General features: G+C 46.3%; 22 protein-coding genes. 17 read left to right on the top strand and 5 right to left on the bottom strand.

Going from position 1 to position 26,102, the window contains the following annotated elements:
• The first annotated feature begins 7 nt into the window (after positions 1–7).
• The 17 genes from BN1209_RS07625 (at position 8) to BN1209_RS07545 (ending at position 21,351) form a co-directional block, all read left to right on the top strand.
• Complete coding sequence (locus BN1209_RS07625; protein ID WP_045751644.1) at positions 8–1,726, top strand: peptidoglycan D,D-transpeptidase FtsI family protein; 1,719 nt, start codon at positions 8–10, stop codon at positions 1,724–1,726.
• On the top strand, positions 1,726–3,183 hold the full coding sequence (locus BN1209_RS07620) for a UDP-N-acetylmuramoyl-L-alanyl-D-glutamate--2,6-diaminopimelate ligase (RefSeq protein WP_045751643.1): 1,458 nt from the start codon (positions 1,726–1,728) through the stop codon (positions 3,181–3,183). Before BN1209_RS07625 ends, BN1209_RS07620 begins: the two co-directional genes overlap by 1 nt.
• The gene (locus BN1209_RS07615) at positions 3,180–4,559 is read left to right on the top strand and encodes a UDP-N-acetylmuramoyl-tripeptide--D-alanyl-D-alanine ligase (protein WP_045751642.1); all 1,380 of its coding nucleotides are present in this window, start codon (positions 3,180–3,182) and stop codon (positions 4,557–4,559) included. Before BN1209_RS07620 ends, BN1209_RS07615 begins: the two co-directional genes overlap by 4 nt.
• Positions 4,550–5,653: a phospho-N-acetylmuramoyl-pentapeptide-transferase gene (mraY, locus tag BN1209_RS07610; protein ID WP_045751641.1), complete on the top strand. Its 1,104-nt coding sequence runs from the start codon at positions 4,550–4,552 to the stop codon at positions 5,651–5,653. Before BN1209_RS07615 ends, mraY begins: the two co-directional genes overlap by 10 nt.
• Complete coding sequence (gene murD, locus BN1209_RS07605; protein ID WP_045752063.1) at positions 5,650–7,032, top strand: UDP-N-acetylmuramoyl-L-alanine--D-glutamate ligase; 1,383 nt, start codon at positions 5,650–5,652, stop codon at positions 7,030–7,032. Before mraY ends, murD begins: the two co-directional genes overlap by 4 nt.
• Positions 7,029–8,192 carry a putative lipid II flippase FtsW gene (gene ftsW / locus BN1209_RS07600; protein ID WP_045751640.1) on the top strand — a complete coding sequence of 388 codons (1,164 nt, stop codon included), beginning with the start codon at positions 7,029–7,031 and terminating at the stop codon, positions 8,190–8,192. Before murD ends, ftsW begins: the two co-directional genes overlap by 4 nt.
• Positions 8,189–9,253 (top strand): undecaprenyldiphospho-muramoylpentapeptide beta-N-acetylglucosaminyltransferase, encoded by a 1,065-nt coding sequence (gene murG, locus BN1209_RS07595; RefSeq protein WP_045751639.1) that lies wholly within the window; start codon positions 8,189–8,191, stop codon positions 9,251–9,253. The genes ftsW and murG overlap by 4 nt, the downstream gene beginning before the upstream one ends.
• The gene (gene murC, locus BN1209_RS07590; protein ID WP_045751638.1) at positions 9,250–10,644 is read left to right on the top strand and encodes a UDP-N-acetylmuramate--L-alanine ligase; all 1,395 of its coding nucleotides are present in this window, start codon (positions 9,250–9,252) and stop codon (positions 10,642–10,644) included. The genes murG and murC overlap by 4 nt, the downstream gene beginning before the upstream one ends.
• On the top strand, positions 10,644–11,540 hold the full coding sequence (murB, locus tag BN1209_RS07585; RefSeq protein ID WP_045752062.1) for a UDP-N-acetylmuramate dehydrogenase: 897 nt from the start codon (positions 10,644–10,646) through the stop codon (positions 11,538–11,540). Before murC ends, murB begins: the two co-directional genes overlap by 1 nt.
• Complete coding sequence (locus BN1209_RS07580; RefSeq protein WP_045752061.1) at positions 11,540–12,472, top strand: D-alanine--D-alanine ligase; 933 nt, start codon at positions 11,540–11,542, stop codon at positions 12,470–12,472. The genes murB and BN1209_RS07580 overlap by 1 nt, the downstream gene beginning before the upstream one ends.
• A gap of 10 nt (positions 12,473–12,482) precedes the next feature.
• Positions 12,483–13,325: a cell division protein FtsQ/DivIB gene (locus tag BN1209_RS07575; RefSeq protein ID WP_320408764.1), complete on the top strand. Its 843-nt coding sequence runs from the start codon at positions 12,483–12,485 to the stop codon at positions 13,323–13,325.
• Positions 13,326–13,401: 76 nt separating this feature from the next.
• Positions 13,402–14,640: a cell division protein FtsA gene (gene ftsA / locus BN1209_RS07570; RefSeq protein ID WP_045751637.1), complete on the top strand. Its 1,239-nt coding sequence runs from the start codon at positions 13,402–13,404 to the stop codon at positions 14,638–14,640.
• A gap of 69 nt (positions 14,641–14,709) precedes the next feature.
• Positions 14,710–15,891, top strand: a complete 1,182-nt coding sequence (ftsZ, locus tag BN1209_RS07565) for a cell division protein FtsZ (protein WP_045751636.1) — start codon at positions 14,710–14,712, stop codon at positions 15,889–15,891.
• 176 nt (positions 15,892–16,067) lie between these two features.
• Complete coding sequence (gene lpxC, locus BN1209_RS07560; RefSeq protein ID WP_045751635.1) at positions 16,068–16,997, top strand: UDP-3-O-acyl-N-acetylglucosamine deacetylase; 930 nt, start codon at positions 16,068–16,070, stop codon at positions 16,995–16,997.
• A 230-nt stretch (positions 16,998–17,227) separates the two neighbouring features.
• A complete protein-coding gene (locus BN1209_RS07555; RefSeq protein ID WP_045751634.1) occupies positions 17,228–19,165 on the top strand; it encodes a lytic transglycosylase domain-containing protein in 1,938 nt (645 codons plus the stop codon).
• Between the two features lie 34 nt (positions 19,166–19,199).
• Complete coding sequence (locus tag BN1209_RS07550; RefSeq protein WP_045751633.1) at positions 19,200–20,141, top strand: complex I NDUFA9 subunit family protein; 942 nt, start codon at positions 19,200–19,202, stop codon at positions 20,139–20,141.
• 1 nt (position 20,142) lies between these two features.
• Positions 20,143–21,351, top strand: coding sequence for a multifunctional CCA addition/repair protein (locus BN1209_RS07545; protein WP_045751632.1), 1,209 nt, complete (start codon positions 20,143–20,145; stop codon positions 21,349–21,351).
• A gap of 4 nt (positions 21,352–21,355) precedes the next feature.
• Here BN1209_RS07545 and slmA read toward each other — a convergent pair whose 3' ends face one another.
• From slmA to BN1209_RS07520, 5 genes are all read right to left on the bottom strand, one after another.
• Complete coding sequence (gene slmA / locus BN1209_RS07540; RefSeq protein WP_045751631.1) at positions 21,356–21,931, bottom strand: nucleoid occlusion factor SlmA; 576 nt, start codon at positions 21,929–21,931, stop codon at positions 21,356–21,358.
• A gap of 59 nt (positions 21,932–21,990) precedes the next feature.
• Positions 21,991–22,629: a pyrimidine 5'-nucleotidase gene (locus BN1209_RS07535; protein ID WP_045751630.1), complete on the bottom strand. Its 639-nt coding sequence runs from the start codon at positions 22,627–22,629 to the stop codon at positions 21,991–21,993.
• Positions 22,629–23,513 (bottom strand): acetylglutamate kinase, encoded by an 885-nt coding sequence (gene argB, locus BN1209_RS07530; protein ID WP_045751629.1) that lies wholly within the window; start codon positions 23,511–23,513, stop codon positions 22,629–22,631. Before argB ends, BN1209_RS07535 begins: the two co-directional genes overlap by 1 nt.
• Positions 23,514–23,594: 81 nt before the next feature.
• Complete coding sequence (argA, locus tag BN1209_RS07525) at positions 23,595–25,238, bottom strand: amino-acid N-acetyltransferase (RefSeq protein ID WP_045751628.1); 1,644 nt, start codon at positions 25,236–25,238, stop codon at positions 23,595–23,597.
• Positions 25,239–25,320: 82 nt separating this feature from the next.
• A complete protein-coding gene (locus tag BN1209_RS07520) occupies positions 25,321–26,070 on the bottom strand; it encodes a 16S rRNA (uracil(1498)-N(3))-methyltransferase (protein ID WP_045751627.1) in 750 nt (249 codons plus the stop codon).
• Positions 26,071–26,102 lie beyond the last annotated feature (32 nt).

Genomic DNA, 26,102 nt, shown 5'->3' with positions numbered 1-26,102 from the left:
TAGAAAAATGGCCGTTGTTCAGCAAACCATCAAACTACCACAGTGGCGACGTCGCTTACTGTTGGTATTGATATTGCTGGGCTTTGCCGCATTGATTGGGCGCGCCGTATTTCTGCAGGGCATGAGACACACCTTTTTACAAAAGCAGGGAGATGCAAGAACAACACGCTCCATGACGCTTTATGCGCATCGCGGCATGATTACTGACCGCAATGGTGAGCCTTTAGCCATTAGCTCGCCCGTTGAGTCTATCTGGGTAAACCCTGCCGATGCAGTGGTGAGCAAAGAGCAAGTTGAGAAATTGGCACAACTGCTGGAGCTCAAGGCGCCAGACATTTCAGCCAAGCTGGCTGACCAAAATCGAGATTTTATTTATCTTAAACGACGCATTTCTCCGGAGCTGGCCAATCATGTGATGGCACAACATATTCCTGGTGTGTACATGCAGCGTGAATACAAGCGGTTTTATCCAGCGGGTGAAGTCACAGCACACTTGGTTGGATACACAGGATCTGACGAAAAAGGCTTAGAAGGTTTTGAGTTGCAATATCAGCCTTGGCTCTCTGGCAAGCCAGGAAGTCGGCACGTCATCAAAGACCGACAAGGGCATATTGTCGATGATTTAGAAGCGGTTAAATTGCCTCAGGACGGACGCGACCTGGTCGTTTCTATCGACCGTAAAGTGCAATATCTCGCCTATCGTGAATTAGCTAAGGCTGTGGAAGAGAACAAAGCAAAAGCAGGTGCGGCAGTGGTCTTAAATGCAAAAACGGGTGAGATTTTAGCCATGGTTAATTTGCCAGCCTATAACCCAAACAATCCAAGCAAAGATGTTGCAAAATCTAGGAATCGAGCGATTGTGGATCTGTTTGAACCGGGATCTACCATGAAGCCGATGACCATTGCAGCTGCGATGGAAACAGGAAAATATAATGCCGACACCAAGATAGACACGGCACCAGGCACTTATAAAATTGGCACGGCAACGGTGCATGATTCCCATCCGAATGGCACCTTGACGGTAGCGCAGGTCATTCAGAAGTCCTCTAACGTTGGGTCTGCAAAAATTGCGCTATCACTTGAACCACAATATATGTGGGGCATTTTTAATCAATTAGGTTTCGGCACCATCACGCATGTCAATTTCCCTGGCGAAGCGGCTGGCAAGTTAAGAAACTATAAAACATGGCATCCCATTGAGCAGGCCACTATTTCATATGGCAACGGTATTAGTGTCACGCTATTACAGCTGGCGCGGGCTTATACGGTATTTGCCAATGAAGGTGAGTTACGTCCTGTTACGCTGCTTAAATCTAAAGAGCCTGCGGTTGGTCAGCAAGTATTCTCAGCCGCTACAGCACTCAGTGTGCGCGATATGCTTGAAACGGTTGTTCAAGCAGGGGGTACAGCCCCGAAAGCACAAGTCATGGGTTATCGCGTAGCAGGTAAAACAGGCACGGCGCATAAGCCCGGCATCGGCGGTTATCAAGATAAATATATTGCATCTTTCGTGGGCATGGCCCCCGCAAGTAATCCTAAATTAATTGTGGCAGTCATGATTGATGAGCCTAGCAACGGTCAATATTACGGCGGTATTGTCGCGGCTCCAGTATTTAGTGCCGTCATGGGGGCGACGCTCCGGATGATGGGTGTTCCACAAGATGCACCCAACAATAACGTGATCTTGCCACCGGTCGATTTGCCTGATGTGAAGGAGGCAACATAATGCAAACCCTGCTTACATCACTAAAAGCGCAAGCCGATATTCAGTTCATCACAGCAGATAGCCGTCAGGTAAAAGCCGGTAGCTTGTTCATGGCTTATCAAGGCGATGTGGCAGATGGACGTTCATATATTGCACAAGCGATTGACCAAGGTGCGTCTGCAGTTGTGTGGGAAAAAGATGGATTTATATGGGATGACGCTTGGAAAATTCCGAATCAGCCAATTTTAGGATTGAAAAATCAAGTTGGTGCAATAGCGAGCGAGTTTTACGGCGCACCATCCGACCAGCTTTGGATGGTCGGCGTTACGGGGACAAATGGTAAAACGACTTGCAGTCATTGGCTGGCACAAGCATTTACTGCGCTTGGTCAACAAGCCGCTGTGATCGGTACCTTGGGCAATGGTTTATTAAGCGACCTATCTAAAACAATCAATACCACGCCTGATGCGATTGTTCTTCAGCATCTGTTAGCTGAATATTGGTCACAAAAAGCCAAGGTAGTTGCGATGGAGGTCTCATCGCACGGCTTGGATCAAGGCCGTGTCAACGGCGTCAATTTTGATGTCGCAGTATTCACTAATTTAACGCGTGATCATTTGGATTATCACGGTGATATGCAAGCCTATGGCGAAGCCAAGAAGAAGCTATTTACTTGGGCAGGTCTAAAAACAGCGGTCATTAATCGTGACGACGCATTTGGCTTAACCCTTGCCAAAGAACTCTCCGCCCAAGGCAGAGAAGTCATGACATATGGTTTGAATGAAGGCGATGTCGGTACAAATGATATTGCAGTAAAAAGCATGCAGTTGAGCGACGTAGGGATGACTTTAGAAGTGATCACGCCAAAAGGTGAGGCAACTATTCATGCTGCTGTCATTGGTGAGTTTAATGCTTACAACCTCCTTGCTGTGCTGGCAACATTGTTAGCCTCAGATGTGGCCTTGGTCGATGCGGTGAAGACGATCTCAGTGATTCAGCCGGTGGCTGGACGTATGCAGCAACTGGGCGGCGGTAATTACCCACTTATTGTTGTGGATTATGCACACACTCCAGATGCGCTTGCGCAAGTCCTTAAATCATTGCGGGCCCAGTTAAACCCAAGTTCAGCGCTGATATGCGTATTTGGTTGCGGTGGCGATCGAGATCAAGGCAAACGTCCATTGATGGGAAAAGTCGCTGCTGATCTTGCGAACCAGGTGATTGTGACTTCCGATAACCCGCGCAATGAAACACCTGCCAGCATTATTCAAGCGGTAATGAGTGGTGCTGGCCATCATGCTACCAGTATAGAAAATCGTGCTGAAGCCATTAAATATGCCATTCATCAAGCCAAAAAAGGGGATGTTGTCTTGATTGCTGGCAAAGGCCATGAAGATTATCAAGAAATTGCGGGCGTGAAATATCCATTTAGCGATATGCAAGTAGCCAATGAGATCTTGCAGGAGATGGCAGCATGATGCGCCTATCTGAAGTGGCTTTGGCAACAAGTGGCCAATTGGTCGGCCATGATGTTGAGTTTTGCTGCGTAGGTACAGATAGCCGCGCGATTAAAAAAGGCCAGCTATTTGTGGCGCTTAAAGGTGAAAACTTTGATGGTCATGAATATGTCGCGCAAAGTTTAGAACAAGGTGCATCGGCAGTGCTTGTTTCTCAGGCTTCAAATGCCAGCCCTGCAGTTCTTGTAAAAGATACGCGCTTAGCGCTTGGAGATTTGGCAGCGCATTGGCGTGCCAAGTTTGAGATGCCTGTAGTCGCGATTACTGGAAGCAATGGCAAAACAACGGTTAAAGAAATGCTGGCAAGCATTTTGAAACAATCCGCTGGTGATGATGCGAGCGTATTGGCGACACAAGGCAATTTTAATAATGATATTGGCTTGCCACTGACGATGCTTAATCTTTGCGATCAACATCGTTATGCCGTCCTTGAAATGGGCATGAACCATGCGGGTGAGATTTCCTATCTAACGCGATTATCAAAGCCAAACATTGCTTTGGTCAATAACGCGGGTTCGGCACATATTGGTGAGCTTGGAAGTCTTGAGGCCATTGCCAAAGCCAAAGGTGAAATTTTTGAAGGCTTAGCCGATGGTGGCACGGCCATTATCAATGCCGATGATGACTTCGTCGACTTATGGAAAAAGTTAGCAAGCAAGCATCAACAAATGACATTTGGTTTAAACGAGAAAGCAGACGTTTCCGCAACGTACCAACTGGGAGAGTCTAGCAGCGAGATTGAATTGCTCACCCCCATGGGCAAGGTGTCATTGACATTGCCTGCGCCAGGCTTGCACAACGTACGCAATGCGTTAGCAGCAGCTAGTGCTGGGTTGGCATTAAATGTGTCGTTGGAAAATATTGCATCAGGACTAAGCTGCTTTGCTGGCGCAAAAGGTCGTTTGCAGGTGAAACAAGGCCTCGCTGGTGCCAAGGTGATTGATGATACGTATAACGCAAATCCATCATCAATGAAGGCCGCCGTAGAGGTTCTAAAAGCCAGCCAGGGCCAACGCATTTTTGTGATGGGCGATATGGCTGAGCTTGGGGATGATGCCCCAATGATGCATGCCGAGATTGGGGCTTATGTTAAAGCCGCAGGCATTGAAAAGTTTTTTGCATTTGGCAAGCTCAGTCAATACGCAGCAGACGCCTTCGGTGAAAACGCTACGCATGTTGAATCCATTGAGGCATTGACTGCTTTGCTTACGCAAAGCCTGACTGATCAAGTGACTGTGCTGGTGAAAGGCTCTCGCTCGATGAAGATGGAGCGCGTGGTTGATGCAATTCAATTGGCAAACACAAATAATCACAAGGAAAATCACTCATGTTGCTAGAACTTGCACGCTGGTTAGCGCACGACATTCACGGCTTTAATGTATTTAACTACATCACCTTGCGTGCGGTACTAGCCACAATGACGGCCTTAGCCATTTCATTTGTGATTGGCCCCAAACTTATCCGTAAATTGACCGAATATAAAGTGGGGCAGTCTGTGCGAGATGATGGCCCGCAAACCCACTTAATTAAAGCGGGGACACCCACCATGGGTGGTGCACTCATTCTGGTGGCGATTGCCATTTCAACGTTGCTGTGGGCTGACTTAAGTAACCGTTATGTATGGGTGGTGTTATTCACCACCTTAGGCTTTGGGATTATTGGCTTTGTCGATGATTGGCGCAAAGTGGTGTACCGCAACCCAAAAGGTTTATCAGCAAAAGCGAAATACTTTTGGCAGTCAGCGATTGGTTTTGGCGTAGCAATTTATCTGGTGCAAACAGCCTCAATCCCAGCTGAAACGACACTTTATGTGCCTTTTTTCAAACACCTTGTTTTTCCAATGAGTGCAGTGGGATTTGTGGTGTTGACCTACTTGGTGTTGGTGGGGAGCAGCAATGCTGTGAATTTAACAGACGGATTGGACGGATTGGCGATTATGCCAACGCTCATGATTTCCGCGGCTTTGGCGATTTTTGCTTATGTCACAGGCCACCTATTTTTCTCCAAATACTTAGGTATTCCTTATGTGCCAGGCGCCGGTGAGTTGATGGTGTTTTGTGCAGCCATGTCAGGCGCAGGCTTGGGATTTTTGTGGTTTAACGCTTATCCAGCAGAAGTATTTATGGGGGATGTCGGCGCGCTGGCTTTAGGTGCGGCACTTGGTGCAGTGGCAGTGATTGTGCGTCAAGAAATCATCTTGTTTGTGATGGGGGGCGTTTTCGTGGTGGAGACCTTATCTGTTGCCATTCAAGTCACTTACTTCCGATATACGAAAAAGAAATACGGCGAGGGCCGTCGAATCTTTTTAATGGCACCTTTACACCACCACTATGAACAAAAAGGCTGGAAAGAAACGCAAGTAGTAGTACGTTTTTGGATTATTACCATGATGTTGGTGTTAGTTGGATTGGCGAGTTTAAAAATACGATGAAACTCGAATTACACGACAAACAGGTGTTGGTGCTAGGCCTTGGCGACACGGGGCTTTCGGCCTTGCGTTGGCTGCGTGGCCAAGGCACCCGTTTGTCTGTGGCTGATACACGTGAAATACCCCCTGGTGTTGAAATCGTAAAACAAGAAATGCCAGACGTTAACGTGTGTATCGGAGCCTTTAGCGAGTCCGTATTTAATCAAGCTGAAGTAATTGTCATTAGTCCAGGAGTGCCATTAGCTGAGCCTCTGGTGCAAGCCGCTCTTGAGCGTGGTGTGCCAGTCGTGGGTGATGTTGAGCTGTTTGCGCAATACAAACCCGCAAGTGCCAAAGTCATCGCAATTACTGGATCAAACGGCAAAAGCACTGTGACAACCTTGGCAGGTGACATGTGTAAAGCCGCAGGCTTAAAAACAGTGGTCGCGGGAAACATTGGCTTGCCAGTATTAGATACCCTTAATGATGAGACGCCTGATGTTTATGTGCTCGAGCTTTCTAGTTTTCAGCTTGAAACGACTTCTAGCTTGAATGCAGATGCTGCAACAGTGCTCAATATCAGTGAAGACCACATGGATCGTTATCACGGTCTTGTCGATTATGCACAAGCAAAAGCTCGTGTTTTTGCAGGATCTGGTGTGCAAGTGCTCAACCGTCAAGATGCTTGGAGCATGAACATGGCGATAAAAGGCCGCGCTTGCGTGACCTTTGGTTTAGACCAAGCCACTCATGCCGAAGATTTTGGTGTAGCAACACAAGCCGGTATTCCGGCGTTAATGAAGGGCGCAAGTGTTTTATTAAGCACACAAGCCATGAAGCTTGCAGGGCTTCACAATGCGGCCAATGCGTTAGCGGCGATGGCTTTATGTGAGGCGATTGGTGTGTCGCAATCCGCCATGCTGAACGCCTTATGTGAATACAAGGGCTTGCCGCATCGGGTGGAATGGGTTGCAAATATTGGAAATGTGGCTTTTTACGATGACTCAAAAGGTACTAATGTGGGGGCCACTTATGCAGCGCTTCAGGGCTTAGTTGGTCCAAATGACCCCAAGAAGATTGTGTTAATTGCAGGCGGTGATGGCAAAGGTCAGGACTTTTTACCACTGGCTGAAATTGTGGCTAAAAATGCGCGTGCAGTTGTGTTGATTGGGCGTGATGCGCCGAATATTGAAGATGCTTTAAAAAGTACGCAGGTGAATTTGGTGCGGGCAGAAAGCTTAGAAGAGGCAGTGAAGCAAGCCTATGCCTTAGCGCAATCAGGCGATGCTGTTTTACTCTCACCAGCTTGTGCTAGCTTCGATATGTTCCGCAATTATGTTCATCGTGCAGAAGTCTTTGTTCAAAGCGTTAAAGCGCTTGCAAACGAGGAGGCAGCCGCATGATGCCAATGTTGAACAATCGCAACAAAATTACGGGTGAAAGTTATGACCAAGCATTACTTTGGGTCACCTTAGTTTTGCTTGCGTTTGGCATGGTCATGGTTTACTCAGCCTCGATTTCTTGGGCAGAGGGTAAGTCTTTAACTCATCATCAAGCCTCTTACTATTTGGTGCGTCATGCAGGATTTTTAGTGGTCGGGCTAGTGGTTGCTGGCATTGCTTTTCAAGTGCCAATACGTACTTGGAAGAAGTATGCGACACCATTATTTTTAGTTGGTCTGGGGATGCTTATCTTAGTGTTAGTGCCAGGAATCGGACATAAAGTGCTAGGAAGTCGTCGTTGGATTAAGTTGGTGCTATTTCAAATACAACCCTCAGAGTTGATGAAGTTTTTTGCGGCAGTGTACGTAGCGGATTACACCACGCGAAAAGCAGCGCTGATGCATAGTTTCAAACAGGGCTTCTCACCAATGTTGATTGTAATGATATTTGTAGCATTTTTGTTATTGCAAGAGCCTGACTTTGGTGCGTTCGTTGTTATCGCCTCCATCTCGATTGCTATTTTGTGGTTGGGTGGTATCAATTTAAGAATCTTTGGTGGACTTCTTGTGTTGCTCGTGATTGGTTTCATCATTTTAATTTTGACTTCGCCATATCGCCTTCAACGGATTGTCGGTTATATGGATCCATGGGCAGATCCTTTTGGGAAAGGGTATCAGCTGACCCATGCGCTCATCGCGTTTGGGCGGGGTGAGTGGTTGGGTGTGGGTTTAGGAGGCAGTGTAGAGAAATTGATGTATTTGCCAGAAGCACATACCGACTTCTTGTTGGCGGTGATTGCAGAGGAGCTAGGTTTTATCGGCGTAGCGGCATTAGTTGGTTTGTTTGCTTGGGTCGTGGTGCGCTCATTCAAAATCGCGAAAGAATCCGTGAGTAATGAGCAGTATTTCTCCGCCTTATTAGCACAAGGTATTGGTGTTTGGATTGGCGTGCAAAGCATTATCAATATGGGTGTGAATATGGGCTTGTTACCCACCAAGGGTTTAACGTTGCCGCTACTCTCTTTTGGCGGCACGGGTATTTTGGCGAATTGCGTTGCTATGGCGGTATTACTCCGTATTGATTGGGAAAATAAACGTTTGTTTAAGGGTATTCAGGTATGAGTACCAAAACGCTTATGGTGATGGCAGGCGGCACAGGTGGTCATGTTTATCCTGCGATGGCTGTGGCTGACCATTTGAAAGCCCAAGGCTGGAATGTCGTTTGGCTTGCCACTGAAGGCGGCATGGAAAACCGTTTAATAGAAGGTAAAAACTATGCGAAAGCCATGATCACCATGCAAGGCGTGCGTGGTAAGGGCTTGCTAGGCTGGGTGTTGTTGCCAATTAAGTTAGCTAAAGCTTTAAGCCAAAGCTTTAGTGCAATACGCAAACATCAGCCGAATGTGGTGCTCGGTATGGGCGGATTTGCCGCATTCCCAGGCGGATTAATGGCACGCTTACTTGGCAAACCATTAGTGATACATGAACAAAACTCGGTGGCTGGTTTAACTAACAAATTGATGGCAAAAATCGCAACACGGGTTTTGGCAGCTTTCCCTGGAGCGCTTAATAAAGCGAACGTAGTTGGCAATCCAGTCCGTGCAGATATTGCCACATTAGCTGAGCCCTTAACGCGCTTTGAGACGCATGAAGGATCGCTTAAGTTATTGGTGGTTGGCGGTAGTTTAGGTGCGCAAGCACTCAACGATTTGATTCCACAGGCGATGGCAGTGATACCTGCCGAAAAACGACCAGTCGTGATTCATCAGGCTGGGATCAAGCATATTGAAGTGTTGAAAAGTAACTATGCACAACATGGCCTAGAAGCCGATTGCCGAGCTTTTATAGAGGATATGGCTGAAATGTATACATGGGCTGATTTTGTGATTTGCCGCGCAGGTGCGATGACGATAGCGGAATTATCAGCAGTAGGCTTGGGTAGTTTGTTGGTGCCATTTCCATTTGCAGTGGATGATCATCAAACCACGAATGCCGCTTATTTGGCAGAGTATGAGGCTGCTTTTTTGGTACAACAAAAAGCATTAACAGTAGAAAAACTAGTGAATATTTTGACGACATTAACCCGTGAGCGTTGTTTAAGCATGGCAAATAAAGCGCGTGCTTTAGGTAAGCCGTCAGCCACGGCGGATGTGGCAAGTGTTTGCATGGAGGTAGCCGTATGAAACATAAAGTGAAGAATATTCATTTCATCGGTATCGGTGGCTCAGGCATGAGCGGTATTGCTGAAGTGCTGGTGAACTTGGGTTTTAACGTCACAGGTTCGGATTTAGCTAGCAACAGTGTCACAGCAAGATTGAAGGCCGCAGGCGCAACGGTGTATCAAGGCCATCAAAAAGAGAATTTAACGGATGCGGATGTCGTCGTGGTTTCAAGTGCGGTCAATGAAGCCAACCCAGAAGTAAAAGAAGCGCGTGCACGTCAGATCCCGGTGGTTCCGCGTGCACTGATGCTGGCAGAGTTGATGCGCTTTAGACAAGGGATTGCTGTTGCGGGGACGCACGGCAAAACAACCACTACGAGTTTGATAGCGAGCATCTTAGCTGAAGCTGGGATGGACCCAACTTACGTCATTGGCGGCAAGTTGGAATCAGCGAATGCCAACGCAAAATTAGGCACGGGGGAATATATCGTGGCTGAGGCAGATGAGTCCGATGCCTCATTTTTACACCTCACACCAGTGATGGCAGTGGTCACCAATATTGATGCTGACCACATGGACACATATGAGCATAGCTTCGACAAGCTCAAAACTGCCTTTGTGGACTTCGTTCAGCAATTGCCATTTTGGGGGATGGCGGTTGTGTGTGTCGATGATGCCAATATCTGCGAAATTTTGCCTAGGCTTACCAAGCCAGTCATGACTTATGGCTTTAGTGAAGCTGCGCGTGTGAGAGCGATTAATGTCGTCGCAGATAATGGCCAAATGCGCTTTACCGTGCAACGTATTAATGGTGTGACTACTGAATTTGATGTGACCTTGAATTTACCAGGCAAGCATTATGTGCTCAACGCATTAGCAGCGATTGCGATTGCGAGCGAGCTGAATGTACCTGATGCGGCCATGATTAAAGCGCTTAAGGAATTTAAAGGCGTCGGTCGTCGCTTTGAGCGTTACGGCGAAGTAAAAGCGCCAGCAGGCGGCGCATTCACGTTGATTGATGATTACGGACATCATCCAGTTGAAATGCAAGCGGTGATTGCGGCGGCGCGCGGTGCATTTCCTAATCGACGACTCGTCTTAGCTTTCCAACCGCACCGTTACACCAGAACGCGTGATTGTTTTGAAGATTTTGTGAAAGTGCTTTCAAGCGCAGATGCCGTCTTGCTGACAGAGGTTTATTCGGCCGGTGAAGCGCCAATCGTCGCGGCAGATGGCCGCTCATTGGTGCGAGCTGTGCGTGTGGCCGGCAAGGTGGAGCCGCTTTTTGTAGAAACCACGACTGAATTGCCACAAGCGATTGCGAACATAGTGCAAGACGGTGATGTAGTGATTGTGATGGGGGCTGGTTCGATCGGTCAGGTTGCAAGTTTAACAAGGGATTTATGCAAGTGATGGCACAAGCCCAAACACAAGGAAGTTTGTTGTTGAACGAGGCAATGACTCGTTACAACAGTTGGCGCGTGGGAGGTAAAGCAGATCGTTTGTATATTCCTGTGAGCTTGGATGATTTAAGTGCTTTCTTGCAAACTTTGGATGCTAATGAGCCTTTACATTTTGTGGGTCTGGGTTCGAATTTGTTGGTAAGAGATGCGGGTGTGCGCGGCACGGTCGTGGTGCTTCACAACGCGCTCAACACTTTGCAAATGGAAGGCAATTTGGTTTATGCCGATGCGGGTGTCACGTGTGCCAAGTTGGCTAGATTTACCGCAAAACAAGGCAAACAAGGTGGTGAGTTTTGGGCTGGTATTCCTGGCACTGTGGGTGGTGCGTTGGCGATGAATGCTGGCTGTCATGGTGGCGAAACTTGGGATAGCGTAAAGCGCGTGTTGACGATTGATGCAAAAGGCATAGTGCATGAACGGGATGTGGCTGAGTTTGTAGCGACCTATCGCCATGTAGCCATGCCAGTGGCTAAAGAATGGTTTGTTGGTGCTTGGTTTGAATTGCCATCGGGTGATGCCGAAGCCGCTGAGCAAAAGATTAAAGCCTTACTCGCAAAAAGATTGGCAACGCAACCACTGAATTTGCCGAACGCGGGCTCAACCTTCCGTAACCCAGAGGGTGATTATGCGGCGAGATTGATTGAGGCTTGTGGCTTAAAAGGCTACAAAATTGGCGGTGCGCAAGTCTCAGAAAAGCACGCTAATTTTATTGTGAATTTAGGCGATGCCAGCGCAGATGATATTGAGCAATTAATCGTGTTGATGCGCGATACGGTCAAAGAAAAGTTTGGAATTAGCTTGCATCAAGAGGTGCATCTGTTAGGTGACAAAGTAGGCGAGAAATGATGAGTGAGACATTTGGAAAAGTAGCCGTTTTATTGGGTGGAAAATCAGGCGAACGTGAAGTTTCGCTCAAGAGCGGCTCGGCTGTGTTAGCTGCATTGCAAGCGCAAGGCATCGATGCGGAAGCATTTGATCCAGCGACTCGCCCATTGCATGACTTAGCACAATATGACGCGGCTTTTATTTCGCTGCATGGTCGCTTTGGTGAAGATGGCACCATGCAAGGCGCTTTGGAGTTGTTCGGCATCCCATATACAGGCTCTGGCGTGATGGCTTCAGCTATCGGCATGGATAAGTGGCGTACTAAGTTAATTTGGCACGCAGCAGGTGTAACAACGCCGGCATTTGAAGTCGTCAGTGCAGATTCTGATTTTGCAGCCATTGAGCAAAAACTGGGCTTGCCACTCTTCGTCAAACCCGCTAACGAAGGCTCAAGCATTGGCATTAGCAAAGTTAAAACAGCAGGGGGTTTGAAAGCCGCTTATGAATTGGCAGCTAAATCAGACCCGCTAGTCATTGCAGAGCAATTTGTAGGCGGCGGCGAATATACAGTGGGTATTTTGGGCGACCAAGTTTTACCGATTGTACGCATCGTGCCTGCGAATGAGTTTTATGATTTTGAGGCTAAATATTTACGTGATGACACGCAGTATTTATGCCCATGTGGTTTGCCATCAGCACAAGAAGCCAGAATACAAGCGGAAGCTTTACAGGCATTTAAAGCGATTGGTGGCACAGGTTGGGGTCGTGTGGATTTCTTGATGGATGAAGCGGGCAAGCATTACTTTTTGGAGGTGAATACCAGTCCGGGCATGACAGATCACAGCTTGGTCCCAATGGCCGCAAAAGCGGCAGGGATTCCATTTGGTGACTTAGTGAAACGTATTTTGAGTTTGGCAATAGCACAGCACGGAGCGAAAACGCGTGTGGGATAAACCCAATCTTTTGAATTGGATTGCAAATGCGCTGTTTGCGCTGGCATTCGTATTATTCATTTATGGATCGCTTTATATCGTGGTGCACTTGCCGATATTTCCACTCAATGAAGTGCGCGTAGAAGGTGAGTTAAAGCATGTGACGCGTGAGCAAGTGAAGTTGATTGCTAGCCGTTATCTGCAAGGTAATTTTTTTACGGTGAATTTAGTTCGGACACGCCAAGCATTTGAGAAATTGCCTTGGGCAAGAAATGTCAGCGTGAGACGGCGTTGGCCAAATCGCCTAGAGGTGATGATTGAGGAGCATCAGGCTTTAGCGCGCTGGGGAAACATTGCACTGGTGAATACGCATGGCGAAATCTTTCACGGAGCTTCAGATGCTGATTTACCTGTTTTTTATGGTCCAGGGGATGGTGTAAAAGAAGTGGCAGCCCATTATGGTGAATTTAATGCGTTAATCTTGCCCGCGAACATGAAACTGACCGAAGTGACATTAACGCCAAGGCGCTCATGGCAGGTGACGACCAACAATGGCATGGTGATTTCATTAGGCCGGGAAAAAATGGATATGCGTTTAGCGAGATTTATGCAGGTTTATCGCAAAACCTATGCTGGCTTAAAAGGGGATTTGAATTATGTGGATTTACGTTACCCCAGTGGTTTTGCGGTAAGAAGTCCGATGGCGTTAGCCGCGTTTAAGCCAGTGGTGGTTAATGCAGCTCCTAAAGAACAAAAGTTGAGCAATATTAAAAGTGAGCCGCTGCGCAAAGATGAAGGAAGAAAAGCGCCGATTAAAAAAGAACAAAGTAAACGTGGTGTAAAAAAAGCTGAGATAAAAAAGGCGAAGGCTTAGTGAGTGCAACAGGCAAGATTGTTTAAACGAATCAATAAGAATCAAAAATGCTAATTAAGAAAAGTGGAGAAACACAATGAGTAAAGCTAAAGAAGAGAAAAACCTCATTATTGGCTTGGATATCGGTACATCTAAAGTGGTCGCAATTGTTGCGGAACTGATGGCGGATGGCAGTATGAATGTGATTGGCCTTGGACAGCACGTTTCACGAGGCCTTAAAAAAGGCGTGGTGATTAACATCGACTCCACTGTGAATGCGATTCAGCGTGCCATCGAAGAAGCCGAGCTGATGGCAGATTGCACGATTAAAAACGTGTTTACAGGCATTGCAGGTAGCCATGTGCAAAGTATTAATGCGCGTGGCATGGTGAAGATTAAAGATGCTGAAGTGACTCAGGCTGATGTGGCGCGCGTGATTGAAACTGCGCAAGCGATTGCCTTGCCTTCAGACCAACAGATTCTTCATATTCTGACGCAGGAATACATCATTGATGGTCAAGAAGACGTGCGTGAACCTCTGGGCATGAGTGGCATGAAGTTAGAAGTAAAAGTCCATATCGTGACTGGTGCTGTGGCTGCTGCTCAAAACATCGTGAAGAGTATTAAGCGTTGCGGTTTAGAGGTCACTGATTTAATTCTTCAGCCACTTGCTTCAAGTGAGGCCGTCTTGACTGAGGATGAAAAAGAGCTGGGTGTGTGCTTGGTAGATATTGGTGGCGGTACTACAGACATTGCCGTATTCAAACAAGGGGCAATTCGTCATACCGCGGTGATTCCAATTGCCGGTGATCAAATCACTAACGACGTTGCGGTGGCTTTGAGAACGCCAACGCAGTCTGCAGAAGATATCAAGATTAAACATGGTTGTGCTCTTCGCCAATTGGCGGACCCGCGTGAAGTCGTGGAAGTGCAAGGGACTGATGGAAGAGAGTCACGTCAACTTTCCGTGCAAACCTTGGCTGAGGTGATTGAGCCACGGGTAGTTGAGTTGTACGAGTTTGTATTAGCTGAGTTACGTCGCAGTGGCCTAGAAGAAATGATTGCCTCTGGCATCGTGATTACAGGCGGTTCATCAATGATGAAGGGGATGGTTGAGTTAGGAGAAGAAATCTTCCATATGCCGGTGCGCATGGGTTTACCAAGATACGTAGGTGGCTTATCAGAAGTGGTCAGTAATCCACGTTACGCAACTGGCGTAGGCTTGCTGTTAATTGGTAAGCGACAAGTCGCACAACAGATTCAGGTAGGTTTAGATGCCAATTCATTCGGTCGCATTCTTGAGCGAATGAAAAGTTGGTTTCAGGGTAATTTTTAGTGGTGAGCAGTAGAAGTAGAAGTAAAGGCAGAAGTAATTTAGTTTAGGCAGATCTCAAGGAGAAATACAATGTTTGAAATTATGGATAATGAAAACCAAGAAGCCGTTATTAAGGTGATTGGCGTGGGTGGTTGCGGCGGAAACGCTGTTGAACACATGATCGCAAAAAATGTGGGTGGCGTAGAATTTATTTGCGCAAACACCGACATGCAGGCGCTTAAAAAGAGCCAAGCGAAAACTGTACTGCAAATCGGTATGGATATCACTAAAGGCTTGGGCGCTGGTGCGAAACCGGAAATTGGACGCGAAGCTGCATTAGAAGATCGTGATCGTATTGCTGAAATCATTGACGGCGCCGATATGTTGTTCATCACGGCCGGTATGGGCGGTGGTACAGGAACGGGTGCCGCACCGATCGTGGCTGAAGTTGCGAAAGAAATGGGTATCTTGACCGTTGCGGTGGTGACTAAGCCATTTGCATTTGAAGGTAAACGAAGCAAAGTGGCAACAGATGGCTTGGAAGAACTTTCTAAGCATGTTGATTCTCTGATTATTATCCCGAATGACAAGTTGATGGAAGTGTTGGGCGATGATGTGACATTTATCGATGCATTTAAAGCAGCAAACGATGTGCTGCATAACGCAGTGTCAGGGATTGCTGAAATCATTAATTGTCCTGGTTTAGTCAACGTCGACTTTGCTGACGTACGTACCGTGATGTCTGAAATGGGTATGGCGATGATGGGTTCTGCGATCGCAACAGGCCCAGACCGCGCGGTTTTAGCGGCTGAGCAAGCGGTCGCAAGTCCGTTGCTTGAGAACGTTAATTTGGCAAATGCACGTGGTGTTTTAGTCAACATTACTGCTAGCCACTCTTTCAAGATGAAAGAATATAACGATGTCATGCACACTATCCGTTCATTCACAGCTGAAGATGCAACTGTGATTATTGGTAACGTGTTTGATGAAAGCATGGGTGATGCGTTACGTGTCACGATGGTTGCAACCGGTCTAAATGGCGTAGGTGCTCAGCAAAAACCAAAACTAGTCATGGCAGCAACGCCGATGGTGCGCGATGGTACAACTAATCAACCTATTTACACTGGTGCTGGCAATGTAGGTTACATGGATGATGATGAGCCCGCTGTATTCACACAAAATAGTGGTCGTCGTGCGCAAGTCGATGCAATGAAAAAAGACGGGATTGAAGAATATGACATCCCAGCATTTTTACGCAAACAAGCGGATTAATGATCTTGCATTAGCGCCTTGTCCTAGCGGTTTGGACATGGCACTCGTGAGTGAGTGCGGCATCTATGCTATGCTTTTAGCACGATAGCTGGTCTTTATTGAGAGGGCTTCTTCATTAACCAAGAAGCCATAAAGGATTTTTTAGGTTTAGTTAAGGTGAAATTAGAAAAGTAAATATGCTGAAACAGCGCACCCTTAAAAAATCAATTAATGCCACTGGTGTTGGCTTACATACAGGCGAAAAAGTCACCATGACTTTGCGACCTGCATTGCCTGACACTGGGATTGTTTTCCGTCGCGTCGATCTGCCCGAATCAGCGGAAATCAAAGTGCAACCTCAATATGTATGCGACACCCGGATGTGTTCAGCCTTGGAACACAAAGGGGTGCGCGTCGCCACTGTCGAGCATTTAATGTCCGCACTAGCTGGGCTAGGGATAGATAATATTTACGTAGACTTGTCCGCTGGGGAAGTGCCGATTATGGATGGCAGTTCTGGCCCATTCGTATTCTTACTGCAACAAGCAGGCATTGTTGAACAAGCCGCAGCGAAAAAATTCATCCGAGTAAAAAAAACGGTGGAAGTCCGTGATGGGGATAAGTGGGTGCGTTTCGATCCATACTTTGGATTTAGAATCGACTTTACCATCGACTTTGCACACCCCGTATTTGAACACACAGGGAATAATGTAAAGATTGATTTTGCAGACAATTCTTATATCAAAGAAGTGAGTCGCGCACGGACATTCGGCTTTATGCATGAGGTCGAGGCCCTTCGCTCGATGGGTTTGGCGCGTGGCGGAAGTTTAGATAATGCGATTGTGTTAGATGAGTACCGCATCTTGAATCAAGATGGTTTACGCTATGATGACGAATTCGTTAAACACAAAACCCTAGATGCCATTGGCGATTTATATGTGCTCGGACATCCTTTACTTTGTGCTTTCACAGCTTACAAGTCTGGGCATGCTCTTAACAATCAATTGTTAAGAACACTATTGGCGGATGCCGATGCTTGGGAATATACAACATTCGATAAGGCTGAAGAGGCGCCAATCGGATTCCAAGCGCCGATGACAGCGTCGCCGGCTTTGCAATATCTTTAGGTGAGAATCATTTATGTCGCGCATTTTGTTATTTGTACTCATTTTAGTCGTGGTCATTTGTTATGCCGCTTACCTCATCAAAGGCGACAGAAGATACCTGACCCTGTTAATTCAAATTATAAAATACGCACTGATTGCGGTAGGTTTGTATTTTATTGTTAAGTTTATTTGAAGCGCTTATCTCTCATTTTTTTCTCTCGTCTATTTTTTAGGTCACTGTTCAAACATCAATGAAACATTGGGCCACATTATTCAGCATCTTTCTTTTTGCAACGCCATCAGCTTGGGGCATGAGTGCAGAGCAAACATTCGCCCACGCCCAAAGTGCTTATCAATCTAAAAATGTCAAAGCGCTTACTGATGATGCGAGTCAATTGCATGCTCAGAACTATCTCCTGGCGCCGTATGCAGATTATTGGCTTATGTTAATTACCTTGAGTAGTAGCGATAAGAGCGCCGTACGCGATTTTTTATCACAATATGCCGATTATCCCTTTGCTGACAAAGTGCGTGGTGAGTGGTTAAAAACTCTGGCTAAGCGACAGGATTGGGAAACGTTTTTTGCAGAGCTGATCAACTTTAAACGCGATGACTTAGCAGTGACGTGTTACTCCTTGGAGGGGCGTGCAAAAAAAGGGGATCTGATCGCACTGACGGAAGGTAAGGCGCTATGGATGAGTGCTGCCGAGCAGCCGGCCAATTGTGAGAGTTTGTTTGATTTGATGCAGGCATCTAAGGTGCTCACGCAGGACGATATTTGGTCACGTTTTCGATTAGCAATGCAAGAGGGAAAAATCGCACTAGCTAAAAGTATTATTCAGCGTGACAGCAATCTATCCAAGCTGGAAATGAAGCTCATTGATGTGGTTTACCAAAACCCACAATTGGCATTAGAAAAGAAAATCATCCCATTTAAAAGCCATTTAGGCCGTGCATTAAATCTATACGCGATCGATAAGTTGGCGCGTAGCAAGTTAGATGAGGGGTTGAGCACTTGGTCTAAATACATAGTTCAGTTTGAGGCTGATGAGCAGGCTTACATGTGGGGACGTTTAGCGATGCAGGCTGCGCGACGTCATGATGCTGAAGCATTAAATCTTTATGCAAAAGTGAACAATAGCGAACTTGAAAAAGATGCAATCGCTTGGAAAGTAAGAGCCGCATTGCTGGATCGAAATTGGACTATCGTTTTATCAACGATTGAGGATATGCAGCCCACTCAGCAAGAAGAACAGGTTTGGCGTTATTGGAAGGCGCGTGCTTATAAAGCGCAAAATGCAACGACTAAAGCGAATGCCATTCTTCTCCCGCTTTCGCGTGAACACACCTATTATGGATTGCTGGCAAAGGATGAGCTGGGTGAGGTCATTGCTAATCCACCAAGCAATTATGTGCCTACTGAAAATGAAGTGCAGTTAGTACAAAATCAAGCCGCCATTCAAAGGTCACTTGAGTTGCAGAAGCTGGATATGCGATGGGAAAGTCGTGCTGAATGGGCTTGGGCAACCAAAGATTATGACGATAAGCAAATGTTGGCTGCCGCAGAACTAGCCATGCGCCAAGCTTGGTATGATTTGGCGATTAGTACCGCTGAAAAGACTAAGTTTGTGCATAATTTTATATTGCGATATCCAGCACCTTATCGCGAAACTGTGCAGACTTTTGCCAAAGACTATGGATTGGATGAAGCCTGGGTCTATGGCTTAACCCGTCAAGAAAGTCGTTTTGTCAGTTACGCAAAGTCTGGTGTTGGCGCTTCAGGCTTAATGCAGGTCATGCCTGCTACGGCGGCATGGATAGCCAAACGCGCTGGCTTTAACGATTATCGACAAACGATGATTCACCAGACCGAAACGAATGTAAAGCTAGGTACTTATTATTTACGCTACACCTTGGATTTGATGAGTGGGCAGGCAGCGATGGCAACGGCTGCTTATAATGCGGGTCCCGGCAATGCGAGACATTGGGCACCAAAGAAGCCGATGGAAGGTGCAATCTACGCTGAGACCATTCCTATTTTGGAAACACGTCAATACGTCCAAAAGGTGATGGCGAATACTTGTTTTTATTCAAATCGCTTAGGAACAAAATCGATCAGCTTGAAACAAAGATTAGGGGTAATTATTGGTGATGGGAATATAATCGCCAACGATGATGTTGATGGTTAATCCATGATAAAAAACAGTAAAGGTTCGCAATAGAATGAAGCAAGTATGTGTGTTGGGTGGGTCAGGATTTGTTGGTAGCGCAATTGTTCGACAATTGAGCCTGGCAGGGCATGGGGTCAAAGTCCTTACGCGCAGGCGTGAGACCAGTAAACATCTTATTTTATTGGCCAATGTCGATGTGGTTGAGTGTGACGTGATGGATGATGCCGCGCTTGCTAACGCGCTTAAGGGCTCAGATGCTGTTATTAATCTGATCGGCATATTACACAATAGTAAAAAAGCCAGCTTCAATGCTATACATGCATTACTGCCAGCACGTTTAGCCAAGCTATGTAGTAAATTAGGGATTAAAAGGCTAGTGCATATGAGCGCTTTACAAGCTTCTCAGCAAGCACCAAGTGCTTATTTAAAGTCAAAAGCTGAAGGTGAGGCGGCTGTGCTTCGCGCAAATAAAAATCTCGATATCACGGTATTTAGGCCATCGATTATTTTTGGCCGTGGTGATGGATTTATTAATCTTTTTGCGACACTCGTGAAGATTTTGCCAGTGATTCTGCTGGCAAAACCAAATGCTAAATTCCAACCGATTTATGTTGAGGATGTTGCAAAGGCCTTTGTGACGAGTTTATATAATATTGATACTTATGGGAAAGCTTACGATTTGGGCGGTCCTAAAATCTACACATTGCGCCAATTGGTGACTTATGTGGCGAATACTTTGGGCAAGAAGCGCCCGATTATTGGCCTTAATAATATGCTTTCCTATCTACAAGCTTTTGCAATGGAGTTGTTGCCCGTGAAGCTTATGACAAGGGATAACGTGCGTTCAATGGAAGTGGATAGTATTTGTGTGACAAGTTTTCCAGCGTGCTTAGGCTTCCAGCCAGTTGCGCTTGAAACAATCGTGCCCGATTATTTAAGTGATGATAACCCACGCAATGCTTATAACCGTTTCCGCACAAGGGCTGGCAGATAACATGCAGATTTTCTGCGTAGGCGGTGCTGTGCGCGATGAGCTACTTGGCCTTGCCGTGAAAGATCGAGATTTTGTGGTCGTTGGTAGCACACCGCCTGAAATGGAAAATTTAGGATTCAAAGCAGTAGGGAAAGATTTTCCAGTTTTTTTACATCCTGAGACGCATGAAGAATATGCGCTCGCCAGAACCGAACGTAAGACGGCTAAAGGCTACAAAGGCTTTCAAGTTCATGCCGACCCTGATGTTACTTTGGAGCAAGACCTCGCAAGGCGAGATTTGACCATTAATGCAATTGCCAAGGATGCGAATGGTCAACTGATTGATCCATATCATGGCTTAGATGATTTAAGGCATAAAACTCTGAGGCATGTAAGCAGTGCGTTTAGTGAGGATCCTGTTCGCATATTACGTGCTGCAAGATTTGCTGCACGATTCACCGAGTTTGTTGTTGCACCCGAAACCATGGCGTTGATGTGCGATATGGTTGAAAGCGGTGAAGTCGATGCGCTGGTGCCAGAAAGAGTTTGGCAAGAGCTGGCAAAAGGCTTGATGGAAGCCAAGCCAAGCAGAATGTTTGAGGTGCTCCGTAGTTGTGGTGCATTAAAAAAAATCATGCCTGAGCTTGATAAACTTTGGGGTGTGCCACAGCCTGAAATGTACCATCCTGAGATTGATACAGGGGTGCATATCATGATGGTGATTGACTACGCCGCAAGTTGTAGTTACTCGTTACCGATACGTTTTGCGGCACTCACCCATGATTTAGGCAAAGGCACTACACCAGAGGCAATGTGGCCAAGACATACTGGGCATGAGCTTCGCAGTCTCAGTTTGTTGCAAGAGGTAAGTAAAAGGCTGCGTGTGCCAAATGAGTGTAAAGAATTAGCCCAAATCGTCGCAAAATTTCACGGAAAAATGCATCAGGTTTCGCAAATGCGAGCGGATACCGCATTGCAGTTTTTGATTGATACGGATGCGATTCGTCAGCCGCAGCGGTTTAAAGATTTTCTATTGGCGTGTGAATGTGATTCACGAGGAAGAACAGGCTTTGAAACTGCTGAATGTCCAGAGGCAAAGGTTTTAATCGGCTTACTAGAGGCTGTGTTGGCAGTGGATGCCGGCGCAGTCGCAAAACGACATGCTGCGCCGGAGGCAATTAAACAGGCTGTATTTGAAGCCCGTTTAGAAGCAATCAAACAGGTTTTTTAGCGGATTACTCCGCCCCATTTAAGTAATTCAGTTGCTGTTGTACGAACTCCATCGGTTTGCGTTTATACCCACTCTTTGCAAATTGATGCCAACGACCAATCACAAAACATAGCATCAAATTCGCTTGAGACTCAGCATCCATTGTTCTGCCAGTTTGCGTTTGTGCAATGCGGAATGACTGTTTGATTGTTGACTCCAAACGATCAAACATTTGGTTGATGCGAAGTTGCAACCTGTTGTCTTCGTTCACGAGCGCATCGCCAGTCAGCACGCGTGTCATGCCAGGATTTTTCTCAGCGAATAACAACATAATCGTCACGATACGGCGCACTTGGGTCATGCCATCCGTTTCTTCTGTGGTGATTTTATTGATGAGGCCAAAAAGGCTTTGCTCGATGAAAGAGATTAAGCCTTCAAACATTTGCGCCTTGCTTGCAAAGTGTCGATAAAGTGCTGCTTCGCTGACATCTAATCGTGCAGCAAGCGATGCTGTGGTGATTTTTTCTTGCGTTGGCGTTTCCAACATTTTAGCCAGCGTTTCAAGAATTTGCTGTTTACGTTCGCCTGGTTTTGTTGCCATGACATGCTCCAAGAGTGCTTAAAGTTGTTTCTTGATTATTAGTATAAGCCTTATTCAGATTATATTCTAGAATGAGTAAGCGCTAACACGTTATTGAGTCTTAGGTCGACAAAATTTGGTTTTTTTAGCTTTCTTGAAATCCAAATGGTCTTCATCCCCAATCTTTTTGCCGTCATTAAAGCAGGAAGGTTGTCTTCTAGCATCACGCAGTCTTTCGCTTCAGCATTGATTGCTCGGAGCAGTTGCTTGAACCCACGAACAGATGGTTTGGGATGAAACTTTGTTGATTCGACACTAAACACCAGGCTAAACAAATCATTAATGCCTAATGTATCTAAAACTCTGATGGCGTAATTCATGGGGGCATTGGTGAAAATTACTTTTCGGCCCTTGAGGCGCTTAATGCAATGTCTGAGCTGTTTGATTTCCGTGACCATATTTTCTAAATCCATGTTGTCATGGGTTTCGCAAAGGAAATGGTAGGGATCAACGCCATGATGGCGCATTAATCCTTTTAGGGTAGCACCATAGATGCGCCAGTAATGTTTACGCAATTCAAAAGCGTGCTGTTCATCTAAATCTAGCGTCTCCATGATGTATTGCGTCATGGCTTTGTTCATGATGGGGAAGATGTGAGAAGAGGCATCGTGCAGGGTGTCATCGAGGTCAAACACCCATACACGTCGGCTATCTTGCATTATTTGGCTTTGATGAGTGTACCCACGCCATCATCGGTTAAAACCTCTAATAGCAAGGCGTGCTCTACGCGGCCATCAATAATATGCACAGATTTCACCCCGCTTCTTGCCGCATCAAGCGCTGAGCTAATTTTTGGCAACATACCACCTGAAAGCGTCCCATCTTCGACCAAGTCATCAATTTGTTTAGGAGTGAGGCCGGTTAACAAATTACCATCCTTATCTAATACGCCTGGGGTATTGGTCAGCAAGATAAGTTTTTCAGCACCTAAAATTTCAGCGAGCTTGCCCGCAACTACGTCCGCATTGATGTTGTAAGTTTCACCATCTGGCCCCACACCAATTGGTGCGATGACAGGAATGAAGTCACCACTATCCAAAAAGTTAATAATGCTAGGGTCGATTTTGGTGATGTCTCCCACTTGGCCAACATCAATCATTTCTTCCGGATTGTTGAGATTGGCCATCAATAATTTTTCAGCATGAATGAAGTTACCATCTTGACCAGTTAAGCCAACTGCTTTTCCACCCTTGCGGTTAATCAAGTTCACAATTTCTTTGTTCACTTGACCGCCAAGCACCATCTCAACGATATCCATGGTTTCTTCATCAGTGACACGCATACCTTGGATAAACTCCCCTTTTTTCCCAAGTTTATCGAGCATCTCGTTGATTTGCGGGCCGCCACCATGCACAACGACAGGATTCATACCAACCAATTTGAGGAGCACAACATCACTTGCGAAAGACTCTTTTAATTGCGGATCTGTCATTGCATTGCCACCGTATTTAATTACGATAGTTTTATCAAAGAAGCGTTTAATGTATGGCAGCGCTTCTGCAAGGGTTTGCGCTTTTTGTGTAGATGATGTTTCGTTGCTCATATTGTCTGTCTCAATTCATATTATTTTCTTCATATTTTACTTGAAACAAACCTTATCCGGCGTTGCATTTTTGTTAAATGCTCAGAGCTTTTTTACAAAGACTTTTGAACGCCTTTGTAAGTTGTAAATTTTCTGTTTTTCGGCAGGCAAATCGGTGACTGTTTTTTCAATAAAACCACGCTCCAAGAACCAATGTTCAGTTCTTGTGGTGAGGCAAAAGATGGTTTTGAAGCCAAGCTCCTTCGCTTGGGCTTCACAATAATGAAAAAGCCTATCGCCTCTTCCGCCGCCGCGGTAAGCCGGATGGATTGCCAGGCAGGCAAACTCCGCCGTTTTTTCTTCAGCAAAAGGATAAAGCGCTGCACAACCAATGACTCGGCCATCATGTTCCATCACGTAGAACTGCTCGATTTCCATTTCCAAACGCTCTCTGCCGCGACGCACCAAAATGCCCTCAGCTTCAAGGGGTTCGATGAGTTGCAATAAGGCCCCAACATCATCAATTTCCGCTTGCCGCATTGATTCAAGTGGCATTTCGGTGACCATGGTACCAATACCATCATGGGTAAATAGCTCTTGAAGAATTGCACCATCAGTATGCCTACAAATTAGATGTGTTCTTGCAACGCCGTGGTCACAAGCTCGAATAGCCGCTGGCAAATAATAGGCTTCATCTTCAGTGATGTTTGGAGTCTCTTGGAAGTCTGCTTCGATATTGCCTGACTGATTTTTTTTGACGTGTTGCAAAAGATTTTTTGCTTTTTGCGCAGTCATTTCCCGCAAGAGTTCGCCTCTGGCATTGTGTACCCCAGAAGAGTCCATTAAGAAGATGAGCTTGTCAGCATCCAGTGCAATTGCAGTGCTCACGGCAACATCTTCCAGTGAAAGATTGAATGCCTCGCCGGTGGGTGAATAGCCAAGCGGAGATAGCAATACCATCTCGCCATCATCTAATCTCTTTTGGATGGCCATGCCATCTACCTTTCGCACTTCCCCGGTGTGTTGTAGATCAACGCCCTCAAGCACGCCAATCGGTTTTGCGGTGACGAAGTTTCCGCTAGCCACTCTAATATCAGAGCCCGCCATTGGCGAGTTCACCAAGCCCATCGAAAGCAGGGATTCAATTTCTACTCGAATTGAGCCATTAGCCTCTTTAACAACCTCCATTGCTGCGTCATCCGTGACTCGCAGGCCGCCTGCGAGTTTGGTTTCTAAATTTGCACGTTTTAACCGTGATTCAATTTGTGGGCGAGCCCCATGCACCAGCACTATTCTTACTTCAAGGCTCGCGAGCAAATTAAGGTCGTGGGATAAAGAAACAAATTGTCCATCGTCGACCACTTCACCTCCAAACGCGATGACAAAGGTTTTTCCACCAAAGGCATGGATGTAAGGTGCAACAGAGCGAAACCAACTGACGAACTCCTGCGGTCTATTGAGGCTTTGGGCTGAAGGCGTTTGAAATGGCTGCTTGTTAAAAATTGCGTAATCCGCAATTTTTTCAGAGGTGATGAGTGCTTGGCTAGGTTCGGATTGAGCGTACAAAAACGCAGGACTGCACTTTAAAGCAGCGCATAATTTACGCAGCATAACCTCGGTGATTCCTTGCTCACCCCGCTCTATTCTTGATAAATTACCAGCATCAGCACCGACCTCATCAGCAAGTGCTTGCAAGGTAAGGTGTAATGCTTTCCGTTGTTGTCTGATGGCTGCACCTAATGACATAAAGCACCTGCTAAATTTGTTTGAACAACAATATCTTAATGAAAAAATGTTTTAAATGCAAATTTAGCGGAGTTTTATTGCGTTAATCGCAAAAGTCACCCCAAATAGTTTGCATGGTGGCAATGGCAGCAAGTGGTGCCGTTTCTGTACGAAGGATACGTTTTCCTAGGCGTACTGGTGTAAAGCCTTGTGATTCGGCTAGGGTAATTTCATCTTCAGTGAGCCCGCCTTCTGCGCCAACAAGAAGGCATATATTACCTTTAGGTGCTGGGAGCTGTTTGAAATTGACTTCGGCGGTAGGTGCCAGTGTGATTTTGGTTTCTGCATCTGGTTTGCTGGCTAGCCATTGGTTAAGGGGCATAGGCATTGCAACTGTTGGCACAAAAGCACGGCCGGATTGTTCACAGGCTGAATTTACAACATTTTGCCAATGCTCACGACGCCTCTCGGCTCGTTCGCCTGAAAGTTTAACGACGCTGCGTTGGCTGGCGATGGGTTGAATTTCGGTGACGCCCATTTCCACTGCTTTTTGGATGGTGAAATCCATGCGGTCGCCACTTGATATTGCTTGCGCTAAAGTGATCTTGATGGGGGACTCTTTGTTGACTGCTTTGCAGCTGATGATCTTCGCGATGACTTCATTTTTCTTAATGAACGTTAACTCTCCGTGATAATCATTGCCATCACCGTTAAATAGAATCACTGAGGCGCCAATATCCAACCTCAGTGCTCGGGTTGCATGTGTTGCAGCACTTTCAGAAAGTTTGATTTGTGAGCCAAGTGCAAGCTTGTCTGAAGTCTTGGGGTCGCAGTAAAAGCGTGGGTTAGCCATAATTTTCGAGCCGAAGTGATAAAATCTTAAAG

This window comes from Candidatus Methylopumilus turicensis (assembly GCF_000953015.1).
GTDB lineage: Bacteria > Pseudomonadota > Gammaproteobacteria > Burkholderiales > Methylophilaceae > Methylopumilus_A > Methylopumilus_A turicensis.
The sequence above is the reverse complement of the archived record's forward strand: the minus strand, read 5'-3'. Positions and strand labels throughout refer to the sequence as shown.

Excerpts from the sequence above, each read along its gene's own strand:
- BN1209_RS07550 (WP_045751633.1), top strand. The coding sequence starts at position 19,200 with ATGAAGCAAGTATGTGTGTTGGGTGGGTCAGGATTTGTTGGTAGCGCA.
- BN1209_RS07580 (WP_045752061.1), top strand. The coding sequence starts at position 11,540 with ATGAGTGAGACATTTGGAAAAGTAGCCGTTTTATTGGGTGGAAAATCA.
- BN1209_RS07520 (WP_045751627.1), bottom strand. The coding sequence starts at position 26,070 with ATGGCTAACCCACGCTTTTACTGCGACCCCAAGACTTCAGACAAGCTT.
- ftsA (WP_045751637.1), top strand. The coding sequence starts at position 13,402 with ATGAGTAAAGCTAAAGAAGAGAAAAACCTCATTATTGGCTTGGATATC.
- ftsZ (WP_045751636.1), top strand. The coding sequence starts at position 14,710 with ATGTTTGAAATTATGGATAATGAAAACCAAGAAGCCGTTATTAAGGTG.
- ftsW (WP_045751640.1), top strand. The coding sequence starts at position 7,029 with ATGATGCCAATGTTGAACAATCGCAACAAAATTACGGGTGAAAGTTAT.
- BN1209_RS07545 (WP_045751632.1), top strand. The coding sequence starts at position 20,143 with ATGCAGATTTTCTGCGTAGGCGGTGCTGTGCGCGATGAGCTACTTGGC.
- slmA (WP_045751631.1), bottom strand. The coding sequence starts at position 21,931 with ATGGCAACAAAACCAGGCGAACGTAAACAGCAAATTCTTGAAACGCTG.
- murG (WP_045751639.1), top strand. The coding sequence starts at position 8,189 with ATGAGTACCAAAACGCTTATGGTGATGGCAGGCGGCACAGGTGGTCAT.
- argB (WP_045751629.1), bottom strand. The coding sequence starts at position 23,513 with ATGAGCAACGAAACATCATCTACACAAAAAGCGCAAACCCTTGCAGAA.
- BN1209_RS07625 (WP_045751644.1), top strand. The coding sequence starts at position 8 with ATGGCCGTTGTTCAGCAAACCATCAAACTACCACAGTGGCGACGTCGC.
- murB (WP_045752062.1), top strand. The coding sequence starts at position 10,644 with ATGGCACAAGCCCAAACACAAGGAAGTTTGTTGTTGAACGAGGCAATG.
- argA (WP_045751628.1), bottom strand. The coding sequence starts at position 25,238 with ATGTCATTAGGTGCAGCCATCAGACAACAACGGAAAGCATTACACCTT.
- murC (WP_045751638.1), top strand. The coding sequence starts at position 9,250 with ATGAAACATAAAGTGAAGAATATTCATTTCATCGGTATCGGTGGCTCA.
- BN1209_RS07620 (WP_045751643.1), top strand. The coding sequence starts at position 1,726 with ATGCAAACCCTGCTTACATCACTAAAAGCGCAAGCCGATATTCAGTTC.
- BN1209_RS07555 (WP_045751634.1), top strand. The coding sequence starts at position 17,228 with ATGAAACATTGGGCCACATTATTCAGCATCTTTCTTTTTGCAACGCCA.
- BN1209_RS07535 (WP_045751630.1), bottom strand. The coding sequence starts at position 22,629 with ATGCAAGATAGCCGACGTGTATGGGTGTTTGACCTCGATGACACCCTG.
- murD (WP_045752063.1), top strand. The coding sequence starts at position 5,650 with ATGAAACTCGAATTACACGACAAACAGGTGTTGGTGCTAGGCCTTGGC.
- lpxC (WP_045751635.1), top strand. The coding sequence starts at position 16,068 with ATGCTGAAACAGCGCACCCTTAAAAAATCAATTAATGCCACTGGTGTT.
- BN1209_RS07615 (WP_045751642.1), top strand. The coding sequence starts at position 3,180 with ATGATGCGCCTATCTGAAGTGGCTTTGGCAACAAGTGGCCAATTGGTC.
- mraY (WP_045751641.1), top strand. The coding sequence starts at position 4,550 with ATGTTGCTAGAACTTGCACGCTGGTTAGCGCACGACATTCACGGCTTT.